The following is a 14892-nucleotide window of genomic DNA, read 5'->3' as shown; positions in this document are numbered from 1 at the left end:
TTGATTATCTAGTTTAATAATAATTCTTTTAACCAAAGCACAGCTAATACTAAAAATTAAGCTGTGCCAAATTGGTGAATACTAAGATTAATGCGTATGACAGCCAATTTTTAAGTGTACTTGATAATATTTATTTTTATTGTCTTCAATAAAACCCCGAGTTTGAATCACTTCATACCAATCAAGCTTACCGTACAAACTTGCAGCCTTCGCAATTCCATTATTGATTGCGTCTTCAATACCACTTTCTGAAGTTCCAACAAGCTCTACAATCTGATAAACGCGATCTGACATGTCTATTCCCTTTTGTAATTAGATAAACTATTTAATTTTAGCGGAATTATACAAAAAGTATACTTTAATATTTAATTGATTTAAAAGATACTTATTTAATGTCAATCGCTATCTTTAAGATGGGTAACTTAATAGAACTATACTTAAACTTTAGCTTGTTGGGCCAGGGCCTTTGCAATTGCTTTTCGGAGGGCGGATGCCTCCTCAGAATCTGGGGACGCTAATTTCAGCAATTGTTGCCAATAGTTAACTGCTTCATTGTATTTCTTACTTTCATAAGCATCTAAAGCAAGCATTGCTAAGGCATCTGGCTGATTAGGATTGTGTTGCAATAATTGCTTAAAAAGCACACGAATATCTTGGTTAAATTGCTGATGATTTAATTGCCATAAACTATTAGCATAGTAAATAGTAACCGCTTCATCTTGGGGATTTAAGTGATGTGCTTTAGCAAATGCATCACCTGCAGCAGTCCACTCACCTTGACTTGAATAAAGACGTCCTAACAAAAACCAGCCTCGTGCACTAGCCGGTGTATCATCTAAGTGATTTTTTAATTTAGCAATAAGTTCTTCAGGCGATTTTATTTTATCGAGTAAGGTTTTCGCCCGCTGCTCAGCAAGCTCATTTTGCTTGTATTGCTGCCAAGCAGAAAACGCACCCCAACGATAATAAGCAAAGCTAATAATTAAGGCGAGACATATAATGAAAGGAAGAAAACCTTTTTTTAGGGTTTTTCCTAAAGGATATATAATCAGTAAAATAGCAAAGCTTGCAAGTGTAATAAAACAGCTAATTAATCCCCAACTAATCATGATTGTTTTCGCTTAATACAAGTTCGCCAAAAAATAAGAAAGCCTAATACTAGAAAAATAATAGGCCCATACCACAATACAACAGTTAACATTTTCACGGGTGGATTAAATAATATAAAATCGCCATAACGGGCTGTTAGATATTGAATAATTTCTGTATCACTCTTACCTTCAGTAACCATCGTATAAACTTGATCACGTAAATCTTTAGCTAAGGCCGCATTAGAATCTGCTAAATCTTGATTTTGGCAAACTAAACAACGTAACTCTTTTAAAAGATGCTCAAACTGAGCACTTTGTTTAGCCGTAGGTAATGGATAAAGTGTATTGGCGCTAATCATAGGTAGCCATAAAAATATAAAAACACCGTAAATTAACTGTTTCATCCTTGCCCTTTCAACTGCTGAATGCGAGGTAGAAACTCTTTGGTCCAAACCTCCTCATTTAAAACACCTGCATGTCGAAAACGAATCACACCCTTTGCATCAACTAAAAAAGTTTCAGGAGCTCCATACACTCCTAGATCAATAGCAGCCTTGCCCGCTTCATCTCGACCTATTTTTCTATAAGGATTACCCCATTCTGCTAACCATTTTTTTGCGCTTGTAGGATCATCTTTATAATTTAACCCAAAAATAGGAACACCAACATCAGCTAGACGTAGTAAAAAGACTTGTTCCTCACTGCAAGCGCTGCACCAACTCGCCCAAACATTTAATAAAGAGACATCACCCTGCAAATCATTAGCAGTTAATGTCTTATTTTCACCATCAAGCAAGGGTAAATTAAAATTTGGTACTTGTTGCCCTAACTTTACTGAAGGTAATTTCTGTGGCTCTAAAAATAGCCCACGGCCTAAGAAAATAACTAGCGTTGCGAATAAAACAAGCGGTATAAAACGCAAAACATACTTTTTCATAATAGACTTTCTCCTATGCTATTTAGAGCAGCCTTTTTTTGTTTCAAATAATAACGTCTATCGGTCATAGCAAGCACGCCACCTGCTAAGATCATAAAACCACCGCCCCAAATAAAACGAATAAGCGGTTTATAATAAACTCGCACAGACCAAGCCTTATCATCTAAAGGCTCACCTAAAGCAATATAAATATCGCGAATGGGATTTACATCTATAGCTGATTCAGTCATAGGCATTTTACCTACATCATAAACACGCTTTTCTGGGAAAATAACTTTTATATGCTGGCCACTCTGAATTTCAAAGCGAGCTTGATAAGCATGATAATTCGGTCCTTTAAGTTGCTTTTCTTTAAGGAAAGTAATGGTATAACCTTTTAAGTGCGTACTATCACCTGGCGCCATTTTTATATCATCTTGTATGCCATAGCCTGTAGACACGCTAATACCAATAACGGTAAAAGCTACACCACAATGGGCTAAGACCATTCCCCAAAAAGATTGATTTAACGTATACCAAGTTCTCTGATTAGCTCTTATATAAACAAATTTTATCGTACTTAATAAAATCCAAGCTGCAAAAATCAAACCTAATAAAGTAGAAAAATTAATAGAATTTGCAAAGCAAATTAGCGCTAGCATAGGCACTAAAAAGCTCATCAAGCCAATAACACCAAGCCGAGAGATAAGTCGTTGTGGTTTATCTTGTTGCCAGTTTAAATGAATACCCAAACCCATAAGCAGTAAAAGAGGAATCATTAAAGGTACAAAAACAGCATTAAAATAAGGCGCTCCTACAGATAATTTGCCCAAACCTAAGCTATCTATTAACAATGGATAAACTGTTCCCATAAGGACTGTAAGCATAATAACGACTAAAAAAACATTATTTAAAAGCAGAGCACTTTCTTTAGAGAAAAGACCAGGACTAATACGACTTTGTAAGGTTTGCGCCCGAAATGTAAAAAGACTTAAGGATCCACCAATTACAATGAATAAAAAGCCTAGAATATAAATACCTCGTTGTGGGTCAACAGCAAAAGCATGTACAGATGTTAATACACCTGAGCGAACTAAAAATGTACCAACCAGACTTAAGGAAAAGGCTGTGATAGCTAAGAGTAATGTCCAAGCTAAAAATTGCTGTCGCTGCTCACTTACCGCTAGGGAGTGTAATAAAGCTGTACCAACTAACCATGGCATAAAAGAGGCATTTTCAACAGGATCCCAAAACCACCAACCACCCCAACCTAGCTCTCGGTAAGCCCACCAACTGCCTAAAGTAATACCAGCTGTTAAGCAACACCACGCAGCCAAAGTCCATGGTCTTGTCCATTTAGCCCATGCCACTTCAAGGCGTCCTAGCCAGAGTGCTGCAATAGCGAAAGCAAAAGCCACTGAAAATCCTACATATCCCATATACAACATGGGTGGATGAAATAAAAAACCAGGATCTTGCAATAAAGGGTTTAAATCGCGGCCTTCGGTATTTAAAAGTTGAAACTGTCTAGCAAAAGGGTTTGATGTGCATAAAAGAAAAAGAATAAAACCTACACTTAGCCAACCTAAAATAATTAAAACGCGAACTTTAAATTCTTGAGCTAACGAGCGACTAAAAAAACTAACAGATACCATCCAAAAGCTTAATATACTTACCCAAAGTAACATAGAACCTTCATGTCCACCCCATACAGCACATAACTTATAAAACCAAGGTAACAGCGTACTGGAGTTAGCTAGAACATAAATAACACTAAAGTCATTGGTTAAAAAACAATAGGTTAAACAACAGTAAGCCAAAGCAATAAAAAAGAATTGACTCATCGCATACATAGATGCTGCAGCGACCCATTCTGACTTATTTTTTAGTAAACCAATTAAAGGTATTATGCCAAGTGAGCTTGCGCAAATTAAGGCTAATACTAGGGAAAATAAACCAATCTCAGCAATCATCCTTCTCTACCTACTTCTTTTATAGATTTCCCTAAAGCATCTTTTACTTCAGGCGGCATATAATTAGCATCGTGCTTTGCCAATACTTCAGTAGCTTTAAAATGTCCATTATCAAGCACTGTACCGAAGGCTACAATACCCTGCCCTTCTCGAAACAAATCAGGTAAAATACCACGGTAACTTACGGAGACTGTCTGCTTAAAATCAGTTAATTTAAACTGAACGGATAAACCATCACTTTCACGTATTACACTTTTTTTAACAACCATACCGCCAATACGAACTAATTTACCTTGTGGTGCCATTCCCTGATTAACTTGGGTAGGCGTATAGAAGAGACTTATATTTTGCCGCAATGCATACATAACCAATGCGAGAGCCAGGGCTATTATAATCAAGATGAATAATATCATACTCAACTTGCGACGTCGTAGAGAGTTCATTATTGTTTCTTAAACCATTGTTGTAACTTTTTTTTAGTTTGTAATTGATGTACTTTGATACCTAAAAGATTCATGACTAACACAATGCATACTAAACCATATGCCGGCCAAATATAAATTGAATAACCGCTCATTGCTAACCAAGTTATCAGTTTATTCATATACTTTCCTTTTCAACTAAATCCTTTACCCAATGTTGTCGACGCTCCCGTAGTAATAATTCATTTCTAGCTTTATATAAAACCACACCTAGACAATAAAAACAAAACCCTAAAATACTTAATAATAAAGGGTAAAGCATGGGCGCTGCTATTTTTGGTTTAGCAAAAACTGATAGAGTTGAACCTTGATGCAGGGTATTCCACCAATATACAGAATAATGAATAATTGGTAGATCAATGACGCCAACTAAAGCCAATATTGCAATAATTTTATCACTTTGTTCCCTATTACTAAACGCGCTACCTATCGCTAAGATTGCGATATAAAGCAATAGCAAAATGAGCTCTGAAGTTAAGCGCGCATCCCAAACCCACCAAGCGCCCCACATAGGTTTACCCCAGATACTGCCTGTAACAAGGGCAAGAAAAGCCATGATGGCTCCTGTTTGCGCAAGGGTCATTAACATGATACCAGCTAACTTGATTTGCCAAACTAGCAATAATAAAGCACAAAAAGCCATTACAGCATATAATGCCATAGACATAAATGCTGTTGGAACATGAATGTAAATAATACGAAAGGCATCGCCTTGTTGGTAATCAGGAGGAGCAAATATTAGCCCCCAAAGTAGACCTATTACCAATAAAAACGTCGTGACTAGAGCTATTTTTGGTAACCAACGTCCAGTTAAGCAATAGAAAGACTTAGGTGATGCTAATTGATATAAAAATTTCCACATCAAAAGTTTAAGCCTTCAAAAAAGACAAATTTTATCATGTATTAGACATGACATACTATAGTCTTACTAAACAAAATAAAATTTGAACTTAATTTATATAAATTTAATGTAAAAAAACCTGCCTCTCTCCTAACGAAAGCTTAAATTTTCATAAATTCATTAAAATTAAAAATAAAACATGTAGCCTGGGTGCAACGAAGTGAAACTCGGGTTTAAGCCCTATGGGCCTGTACCCAGGCTACTTAATCGCTATCATAGTAACTGTCTTAAATTTTTTATTCAAGACAGTTACTACGCTGGTTAACTTGTTAAACTGATTCTTATAATGGCTGCAATTGCAAAAGGAAGAAAACAGCTACAAAGTAATGAAATGGCTAGTAAAATAGCTAGATTGCCAGTTATTTGTGAATATTCAAACATTTCTAAACTACTACTACCGAATATCATAATGGGCAATGTTAATGGCAATAAAATTAAGGCCATCATAATACCCTTTTGTTGTAACTTGATGCTAAATGCAGCCGCTAAGGAGCATAAAGTTAAAATGGCTGGTGTACTAACAATTAAGCTACTGACTAAAGTTATTAATTGGAGTCCAGAAAAGCGGAAGAATAATGTTAAAAAAGGGCAAAAGAGTAATAATGGCAAAAGTGTCAATAACCAATGCACTACCAATTTAGCACTAACGATTATTGTTAATGAGTAGCCTGAAGTAAGCCATTGCTCAATAACTCCTTCTTCATAATCCTGCATAAATAATCGATCTGAAGCTAGCAACATCGACAATAAGACAGCCACCCAAATTATCCCAGGAATAACTTGCTTTAGAATATCTACATTAGGAGGAATAGTTAAAGGGAAAAAAACAACAATCATTATAAAAAATAGTATTGCATTCATTAGCAAGCGGGGCTGACGCATATTTAATAGTAAATCACGTTTAAATTGCCTTTTAAAACACTGCCCGGGCGTTAACATAATTGATATTCCTGACAATTTTTAAATTTTTTAGGTAAATCTTGATGTGACGTCATAATAATTAAACCACCTCGATCAAGATGTTCGCTAAAACAAGCCGATAAAATTGCTATAGATGAATTATCTAGCGCAATTAATGGTTCATCTAATAGCCACAAAGGCAGTTTATTCATCAAAAGACGCAGTAGTGCTACACGTCGTAGTTGCCCTGCTGACAATTGCGAACACGGTTTATCAATTAAATCCTGTAAGGAAAGAAGTTCAAGAAAGTTTGATAATTCAGATATGTTTTGTTGCCATTGTAAATCGAAAAGACAATTTTCTCTAACTGTTAATTGGCTGCTTAAACCTAGTTTATGGCCCACATAACATAAGCTTTGTTGATAACTAGCTAAATTGCTATAGATTGACTGCCCCCGCCAATAGATATCTCCACGCAAGGGTTGCAGTAATCCAGCTACTATTTTTAATAAGGTTGTTTTCCCCACCCCGTTAGGCCCCTTTAAATGCAATAGCATTCCAGATTCAATACTTAATTGGACCTCGTTTAACAGCGGCTTTTCTTCATATTCAAAGCAAATAGAACAAATATCAAGCATAAAGTGTAATATTAAATAGAACCATGAGACTATATAATGCATTTAATAGAGCTTGCAAATATTAATTTATAATTTATTCATCAATTTAGTTTTTAAATAATGGCCAATTATAGCAAAACACTTGCACCAAAGAGCAGTCGCTGTGATAATTATTTCCTTTTTAATCAAGGGCGGCCATGGATTTTCTCGCACAATATGGTTTATTTGCTTTAAAAGCATTAACAAGTGTTATTGCAATTCTTGTACTCTTTGCAGGTCTATTAGCTTTAGGTAAAAAAAATAAGCCTAAATTAGAGATTACACCACTTAATAAGCAATACAATGAACTTAAACATCGTATGTATCATGAAATAAAAGGTCATAAATTAAAAAAGGAGAAAAAAAAGAAGAAGGAAAAAACCCTAAAAGATAAGCCTTCTTTATATGTTCTTGATTTTCATGGTGATATTAAAGCGTCTCAAGTTGAGCAATTACGCGAAGTCATTACTGCCATTCTTTCTATTGCCCAAAAAAATGATGAAGTGGTTTTACGTCTAGAAAGCCCTGGTGGCTCAGTTAATGGCTATGGGCTTGCCGCTTCTCAACTTCAACGTATTCGCGATAGACAAATACCTCTTACAGTATGTATTGATAAAGTTGCTGCAAGTGGCGGCTATTTGATGTCATGCGTTGCCAATCGGATTGTTGCTGCTCCTTTTGCTATCATCGGTTCAATTGGTGTGGTTGCCCAATTACCTAATTTTCATCGTTGGCTTAAGAAAAACAATATCGATGTTGAATTAATTACGGCTGGGGAATATAAGCGTACCTTAACAATGTTAGGTGAGAATACTGAAAAAGGACGAAAAAAATTTCAAGAAGAAATAGAAAAAATTCATCATGCCTTTCGCGACTATGTATTTGTTCATCGTCAACAACTTGATATTGATCAAGTATCAACAGGTGAGCATTGGCTAGCTACTGATGCATATAATTTAAAATTAGTTGATTATCTTAAGACCAGTGATGATTATATTATTGAAAAAATGAATGATTTTAATGTCTTTAAAATTAATAGACCTAGCAAGCCATCAATTACAGAAAAATTGTTTAAGCCTGCATTAAATGTTCTACAACCTTGGTCATAGATTTTATAGATTTGAAAAATCTAAAGGCGCCTTAGGCGCCTTAAATTTCCTAGCGGCGTTGACCACCTTGACCGCCTTGGCTTCCACCTTGACCACCTTGGTTACCGCCCTGACCGAATTTTTGACCGCCTTGACCGCCTTGACCGCCTTGTTGACCACTTTGACCTTGTTTTTGGCTACCGGACTGACCTTGTTGATTCATATTATCTCTTCCCATGATATATCTCCTTTTTTTAAGTAGTGTATTAACCTTAGTTTAAGATTTTAAAAATGGCAAATCAGTTTTTTACATTAATTTTAAAAATTTGTTAAATAACGAAGAGTTATATTTTTAAAGCAATTTTCTGAGAGTTATGTATACTTTAAGAATAAGAAATAGATAGCATGGAGTTAATTATGAGCGATTTTAAATCCAAATTACCTAGCTTACAGGAACTTACACATATGGCAGGTAAGCTATTTAAAGACGTGAAAAATAGTATTTCAGAAATTATTGGTGAATATAAGCAAAATCGAACTGACGATGAACAACCAAATAACACAGACAATTCGAACTCTACGGTTTCGTCTAATGATGTTGCTGCAAAGCGTTCAACAACATCTACTTCTACGCCAGGTGATGTACATCATGGTACTATTAATCAACCAAATACGCATACTACAACAAGCTCTACTTCAACAAACTCAACGCAACCACTTAAGAGTACAGTAGAAGCTCAAACAGTAGAACCGCTTGATGAACTTACACCAACAGATGCTGGTGTGGGTTATCAACCTACACAGAAGAAGACAACTAAGCGTAAGCCAAAAACAACGCCTATGGAAGATAAATTATCCACTAAGGAGACAAATAAGTCGTCTACTGGGGCAAATTCAACTAATGTAGAAATAGATCATCATGTTGATGAACAAAAACCTCTAAAAGATGATGTATTATAAATCATACAACAGCCTATAACTTAGGCTCTCTCGGGACGCGTTAAGCCGTATTTACGCATTTTTTCAACTAAGGTAGTGCGGCGCATGTTTAAGTAATTAGCAGCGTGCGCTACTACCCAATCTGTTTCTTCCAATGCTTGACTAATTAATGCCAACTCCGTTTTCACTAAGTGTTCTTTTAAATTAATTTTATCAGCATATGCCCCTTGATTAGCTTTCTGCAATAATGTTTCACGCTCACTATTTAAAACCCCTGTATCAGCTGGATTACCTTCGTCAGGCCGAAAACGACGTGGCAAATCATCAACATCAACAATGTCATTAGGGTATAATATTGTTAAACGTTCAACTAAATTAGCTAATTCCCTTACATTTCCCGGCCAATCATACTGTGCTAATGCATTAAGAGCCACTGGTAGCAATCTGACGCCAGGACGATGCTCGCCTTCAATTTTTGAGACTAAATCATTGAATAATAAATGTAAATCTTCTTTACGCGCACGCAGTGGCGGCACTTCGATAGGAAAAACATTTAAACGATAAAAAAGATCTTCTCTAAATTTTCCTTCTTTTATAGCTTGTTCTAAATTACGGTGTGTAGCAGCAATAATTCGCACATCGACTGCGATACTTTTATTACTGCCAACCCGCTCAAAACATCGTTCTTGCAAAACACGTAATAACTTTACTTGCATCGCTAAAGGCATATCACCAATCTCATCAAGGAATAATGTGCCACCATGTGCCAACTCAAAACGACCTTGTCTTGAGGTAATTGCACCTGTAAAAGCACCTTTTTCATGACCAAACAATTCACTTTCTAGCAGCTCTGCAGGAATTGCCCCGCAATTTATAGGCACAAAAGGTTGATTAGCTCGCGCTGATAATGCATGAATATTACGTGCAATAACTTCCTTACCTGTGCCAGACTCACCTAGAACTAAAACGCTTGCTTCTGTCTTAGCGACTTGACCAATTAATTTTCTTACTTGGCGAATTGCTTCACTGTTACCCACTAAGCTTCGAAACAAAGGCGTACGATTTTCATAAGCGGCAAGGTAATTAATACTTTCTAGAGCAATTTGACATTTATGTAGCGCTTCAAGTATTTGTGTATAAGTAAAAGGGAAATGAAGAATAGCAATGACATTGCTACAATCGGCTGGTACCGTAAATGATGGAGGTCCTATCAATACAACTGGCAATTTCGGCATTGTTGTTTTTAACTTTTGTAAAACATCAATTGTTGCTTCAAACGAAGTAGGAGCGCCTACAATAATAATTCGGGTATTTTTGGCATCAAGCTCAAAAGGAATTTCGCTATCAGTCCAGAAGTTTGGCTTTTCCAAAAATTCCATTATGGTGATAAGTTTATCGCGACGTTGTTGATTTTCATCAATGATTAGTATTTCCTCATTGATATGCATAACCTATCCTTGAGAAAGTGGCATATTGTTATTCTTTGAGTATTAGTTAACGAACTCAACCTGTCAAATAAATGACACAAATATAATTCTTGCCAATAAATTTGACTCTTTAAACTAAGGCATAAATCACACGTATAGAGTTATTCACATAACTTTAGCGAAAACAAGTAATTTGGGTAAAGGCATGACAACATTCTTTGCCAAAACAAAGCTTTTGATTGCCTATTGCTTTCGTAGCTGCAACATGCCTTTGAATAGAGAAACTACTTACCTTTAGATAGCCCATACGACGGCAAAAGGAATATGCAGCTCGACGCCCACATCCTCGCACACCATCATAGCACCAAGCAACACGGTAATCATTATAGCGTGGATAAACAAAGCGGCGGTAACGATAATGATAAGCTTTTGGCGGTTTATGTAATTGATAGCCTACACACCGAATTGTTTTAAATCCATTACATCGCCACCCCTTACATCGTTTAGGACAAGAAATGTAATTAGTTAAACCTACATTATGAGCAATGCGTTGCTGATCAGCACGTGCATATCCCATCATTTGACAATATCGATTAGCTACTGGTACACCACAATTAACACCACCGACCATACAATAATCTAAGCGCTCGCCATGATAATAAGGTTGCCAAAAATTACGATAAAAGAGTTGTGAACGCTGAATTGCATAAACACTTTGCATTAGCAATAGAGATAAAATACAAAGGAAGCTTTTATAGTAAACATGTTTTTTCACAATCTAAAAATCCTTATAAACGTAAATCCAACGTTATTTTTCAACCTATTTAATTACTCATCGTAGCTGATGGCAATAAACAAAAAAAGAATTTCCTTTAAAATAATATTAAGTTTTAATAATTTAAAACAATATTTTCTACACCCAAGAGATCTTTAAGTGAGTTTATGACTTCATCACTTGGCGTTATCCACCATTGTTGCGGTAAACTTAAAAGGCCTTGTGCTTTTTCATTACAATATTTTATTTGTACAGCACATTTACCAGAACTAGAAGATAAAATAGTTCTTATTCTAGTAATCAAAGTATTATCACTTGTCTCATTTAAAGTAAGAATTAATGAGTTGGCAAAACGGGTTCTTGCTTCACTAATGGAGAAAAGTTGGGTCGCTGCCATTCTAGCATTTCCACTAAACTCATCATGAGACACTTCTCCTTCAGAAAAAATCATCTGACCTACCTGTAAAGGTATAGCTAATGCCTCATAGATTTCTGAAAAAATAACAACATCTATTTTGCCTGTCGCATCTTCTAAATTAGCAATGACTAATTTCTTACCTCGCTTAGTAATGATTCGCTTTAATGACGTTATTAAGCCACACAAACAAGCTTTTTTAACTAAAGCAGTATTTAAACGAATAATTGGTGTAGTAAATGCTTTAAATTCATCCATATATTGTGCAGCTGGATGACCTGTTAAGTAAAATCCTAGTGTTTCTTTTTCGCCATCAAGGCGTTTTATAGCAGGCCAAGGTTTGCATTGAAAGTACTCTTCTTCCTCATTTCCTGCTTCTTCAAATAAAGAAAATAAATCTGCTTGCCCTGTTGTTAAATTATGTTGTGCTTTATCTGCCAACTTTAACGCTTTTTCAAGCGATTCAAAAAGAGCGGAGCGTTCTATCTGCCAATCATCCATAGCGCCACTTTTAATTAATGCCTCTAGCACACGACGATTAACTTTGCGTAAATCAAGACGTTGGCAAAAATCAAATAAACCTTTATAAGGGCCATGTTGCTGTCTTTCATTGACAATACAAGAAATCGCTGATTCACCAACGCCTTTTATTGCACCTAGACCGTATAAAATAGTTTGCTCTTCGGTAACTGTGAAAGAAAAGTTAGATAAATTAACTGAGGGCGGTAAAACTTTTAAACTCATCTGCTTACTTTCATTAATAAAATTAACTACTTTATCTGTATTATCCATGTCTGAAGATAATACTGCAGCCATAAATGCAGCTGGATAATGCGCTTTTAACCATGCTGTTTGATAAGCTACAAGTGCATAAGCTGCTGAATGCGATTTATTAAAACCATAGCCTGCAAATTTTTCCATTAAATCAAAAATGTAAGTTGCTGTATCTTTTTCAACACCTCGTGCTACTGCGCCCTCAGTAAAAATAGCTCGTTGTTTAGCCATTTCCTCGGGTTTTTTCTTTCCCATTGCCCGTCTTAATAAATCCGCAGCGCCTAAGGTATAATTTGCTAGTACTTGAGCAATCTGCATGACTTGTTCTTGATACAGAATGACACCATAAGTAGGCTTTAAAATAGACTCAAGATCAGGATGAGGGTATTCAACTTTTGCTCGTCCATGTTTACGATCGATAAAGTCATCTACCATGCCTGACTGCAAAGGGCCAGGTCGAAAAAGCGCAACAAGTGCAATAATATCTTCAAAACAATCTGGCTGTAAGCGATTAATAAGCTCTTTCATACCGCGAGATTCTAACTGAAATACCGCTGTAGTTTGACAAGCTTTAAGCAAATTAAAGGTAGCATTATCATCTGTCGGAATTAAAGCAATATCAATTTGTTCTTCTTGCTTATTCCGTTTTTGCTGATTAACAATTTTAAGCGCCCAGTCAATAATTGTTAAGGTACGTAAACCTAAAAAGTCAAATTTAACTAAGCCTACCGCTTCAACATCATCTTTATCAAACTGACTTACTATTTGCTGTGAGCCTTCTTCACAATAGATCGCAGTAAAATCGGTAAGTCTAGACGGCGCAATAACAACACCACCTGCATGTTTACCCGCATTACGCGTCACACCTTCTAATTTTAAAGCAAGATCAATAAGTTCTTTGACCTCTTCTTCCTCTTGATAACGCACGCGCAATTCTTCTTCATCCTGCAAGGCTTTTTCAAGAGTAATACCAATTTCAAAGGGGATTAATTTAGCAATTTTATCCACAAAGCCATACGGATGTCCTAAGACACGACCTACATCACGTACCACAGCTTTAGCTGTCATCGTACCAAAGGTGATAATCTGAGAAACGCTTTGTCTGCCATATTTTTCAGCAACATAGTCAATGACCCTATCTCGCCCTTCCATACAAAAATCGATATCAAAATCCGGCATAGATACGCGTTCAGGATTTAGAAATCGCTCGAAAAGCAACTCATAGAGTAAAGGGTCAAGATCCGTTATCTTAAGTGCATAAGCGACTAAAGAGCCTGCGCCCGAACCCCGGCCAGGTCCAACAGGTACTCCATTTTGTTTTGCCCATTGAATAAAATCAGCAACTATTAAAAAATACCCGGGAAATCCCATGTTATTAATAACATCAAGCTCTATCTGTAAACGTTTATCATAAGGAACCCGCTTAACTGCAATTTCTTCAGATGATTGGTTACGAAAAATTATTGTTAATCGTTCTTCTAGACCTTTTTTTGCTAATTGGGATAAATAACTTTCAACAGTAAAATTAGCAGGAATAGGAAAAGTAGGTAAAAAGTTGTTACCTAAATCTAATTTAACCGTACAACGCTGACTAATTTCTACCGTATTTTGTATTGCTTGTGGTAAATCTTTAAATAAAGCCCCCATTTCTTCTGCTGAACGAAGATATTGCTGCGAACTATATTCTTGCGTACGTCTTGGATCAGCTAATGTGCAACCTTGATGAATGCATACCCGTGCTTCATGGGCATCAAAATCATCTTTTTTTAAAAAACGAACATCATTGGTAGCCACAATAGGTAGATTTAGTTCTTCTGCAATTTCTACTATGCGTTCGTTATAAAGTGTTTCTTCCGGCCTTCCTGTTCTTTGCATCTCTAAATAAAAACGATTTGGAAACAGCTTGGCGAAATGACGACTCAATTCATAGGCTTGCGGTAAATCATCTGCCAATAAGGCTTTACCTATAACACCTTTAAACCCACCTGATAAAACAATTAAGCCTTCAGCAAACTCTTCTAACCATTCGTATTGCACGCGTGGTTGACCTTGAAATTGTCCTTCTAAATATGCCTTAGAAATTAAACAAGTTAAATTGCGATAGCCTATATTGTTTTGACAAAGGAATAATAAGGATGAATAAATATTAGGTTGATCTTGAAAACAACAAGGCAAATCACTACCAAGAATAGGCTTCACACCATTATCAACAGCTGCTTTAAATACTTTGACTGCGGCAAATAAATTACAAAAATCGGTAATAGCAACAGTATTCATTCCTCGCTCAATGACTGCTTTCATTAAAGGTTTAATACGAACTAATCCATCAACTAAAGAGAATTCAGTATGTAAACGTAGATGAACAAACTGCGAGCGCATAAGAGAAGTAATCCTAACGTGAGTATTTAAGCAATGCCTAAATTCTATTGTAATTAATACTTTTGTTTATGGGTACCCTTTACATCAATTTTTACAATGATTAATTTAAAAAAATTTTGCTATTTTTATACTAGAAGTTTTACCAAACTAGATTATAAAGAAAAAAGAAATTAATC

General features: G+C 35.9%; 16 protein-coding genes. 2 read left to right on the top strand and 14 right to left on the bottom strand.

What is annotated here, in order from left to right; genetic code table 11:
• Window positions 1-87: 87 nt before the first annotated feature.
• From DYH30_RS04785 to ccmA, 10 genes are all read right to left on the bottom strand, one after another.
• Window positions 88-294: a dodecin gene (locus DYH30_RS04785; RefSeq protein ID WP_115330551.1), complete on the bottom strand. Its 207-nt coding sequence runs from the start codon at window positions 292-294 to the stop codon at window positions 88-90.
• A 143-nt stretch (window positions 295-437) separates the two neighbouring features.
• On the bottom strand, window positions 438-1109 hold the full coding sequence (locus DYH30_RS04780; protein ID WP_115330550.1) for a tetratricopeptide repeat protein: 672 nt from the start codon (window positions 1107-1109) through the stop codon (window positions 438-440).
• The gene (locus tag DYH30_RS04775) at window positions 1106-1495 is read right to left on the bottom strand and encodes a cytochrome c-type biogenesis protein (RefSeq protein ID WP_115330549.1); all 390 of its coding nucleotides are present in this window, start codon (window positions 1493-1495) and stop codon (window positions 1106-1108) included. The genes DYH30_RS04780 and DYH30_RS04775 overlap by 4 nt, the downstream gene beginning before the upstream one ends.
• The gene (locus DYH30_RS04770; RefSeq protein ID WP_115330548.1) at window positions 1492-2028 is read right to left on the bottom strand and encodes a DsbE family thiol:disulfide interchange protein; all 537 of its coding nucleotides are present in this window, start codon (window positions 2026-2028) and stop codon (window positions 1492-1494) included. Before DYH30_RS04770 ends, DYH30_RS04775 begins: the two co-directional genes overlap by 4 nt.
• A complete protein-coding gene (locus DYH30_RS04765) occupies window positions 2025-3980 on the bottom strand; it encodes a heme lyase CcmF/NrfE family subunit (protein ID WP_115330547.1) in 1956 nt (651 codons plus the stop codon). Before DYH30_RS04765 ends, DYH30_RS04770 begins: the two co-directional genes overlap by 4 nt.
• Complete coding sequence (ccmE, locus tag DYH30_RS04760; RefSeq protein WP_115330546.1) at window positions 3977-4423, bottom strand: cytochrome c maturation protein CcmE; 447 nt, start codon at window positions 4421-4423, stop codon at window positions 3977-3979. The genes DYH30_RS04765 and ccmE overlap by 4 nt, the downstream gene beginning before the upstream one ends.
• Entirely contained in the window at window positions 4423-4584 is a 162-nt protein-coding gene (gene ccmD / locus DYH30_RS04755; RefSeq protein WP_115330545.1) for a heme exporter protein CcmD, read from the bottom strand. Before ccmD ends, ccmE begins: the two co-directional genes overlap by 1 nt.
• Window positions 4581-5324 carry a heme ABC transporter permease CcmC gene (ccmC, locus tag DYH30_RS04750; protein ID WP_115330544.1) on the bottom strand — a complete coding sequence of 248 codons (744 nt, stop codon included), beginning with the start codon at window positions 5322-5324 and terminating at the stop codon, window positions 4581-4583. Before ccmC ends, ccmD begins: the two co-directional genes overlap by 4 nt.
• 300 nt (window positions 5325-5624) lie before the next feature.
• Window positions 5625-6302 (bottom strand): heme exporter protein CcmB, encoded by a 678-nt coding sequence (gene ccmB / locus DYH30_RS04745; RefSeq protein ID WP_115330543.1) that lies wholly within the window; start codon window positions 6300-6302, stop codon window positions 5625-5627.
• A complete protein-coding gene (ccmA, locus tag DYH30_RS04740) occupies window positions 6296-6901 on the bottom strand; it encodes a cytochrome c biogenesis heme-transporting ATPase CcmA (RefSeq protein WP_115330542.1) in 606 nt (201 codons plus the stop codon). Before ccmA ends, ccmB begins: the two co-directional genes overlap by 7 nt.
• Window positions 6902-7077: 176 nt before the next feature.
• Between ccmA and sohB the strand changes: the two genes are divergently transcribed.
• Window positions 7078-8028, top strand: a complete 951-nt coding sequence (sohB, locus tag DYH30_RS04735) for a protease SohB (RefSeq protein ID WP_115330541.1) — start codon at window positions 7078-7080, stop codon at window positions 8026-8028.
• 49 nt (window positions 8029-8077) lie between these two features.
• On the opposite strand, the gene DYH30_RS17825 is transcribed toward sohB, so the two are convergent.
• Window positions 8078-8245, bottom strand: a complete 168-nt coding sequence (locus DYH30_RS17825; RefSeq protein ID WP_176579738.1) for a hypothetical protein — start codon at window positions 8243-8245, stop codon at window positions 8078-8080.
• 179 nt (window positions 8246-8424) lie between these two features.
• Between DYH30_RS17825 and DYH30_RS04730 the strand changes: the two genes are divergently transcribed.
• On the top strand, window positions 8425-8967 hold the full coding sequence (locus DYH30_RS04730; RefSeq protein ID WP_115330540.1) for a hypothetical protein: 543 nt from the start codon (window positions 8425-8427) through the stop codon (window positions 8965-8967).
• A 20-nt stretch (window positions 8968-8987) separates the two neighbouring features.
• Here the strand turns inward: DYH30_RS04730 and DYH30_RS04725 are convergent, their stop codons facing one another.
• From DYH30_RS04725 to dnaE, 3 genes are all read right to left on the bottom strand, one after another.
• The gene (locus DYH30_RS04725; RefSeq protein WP_115330539.1) at window positions 8988-10394 is read right to left on the bottom strand and encodes a sigma-54 dependent transcriptional regulator; all 1407 of its coding nucleotides are present in this window, start codon (window positions 10392-10394) and stop codon (window positions 8988-8990) included.
• 154 nt (window positions 10395-10548) lie between these two features.
• Complete coding sequence (locus tag DYH30_RS04720; protein ID WP_423202840.1) at window positions 10549-11094, bottom strand: hypothetical protein; 546 nt, start codon at window positions 11092-11094, stop codon at window positions 10549-10551.
• A 169-nt stretch (window positions 11095-11263) separates the two neighbouring features.
• Complete coding sequence (gene dnaE, locus DYH30_RS04715) at window positions 11264-14716, bottom strand: DNA polymerase III subunit alpha (protein WP_115330537.1); 3453 nt, start codon at window positions 14714-14716, stop codon at window positions 11264-11266.
• Window positions 14717-14892 lie beyond the last annotated feature (176 nt).

Origin of the sequence: Legionella busanensis, from assembly GCF_900461525.1 — a bacterium.
Lineage (GTDB): Bacteria > Pseudomonadota > Gammaproteobacteria > Legionellales > Legionellaceae > Legionella_C > Legionella_C busanensis.
This window is presented reverse-complemented; position numbering and strand designations above follow the sequence as displayed.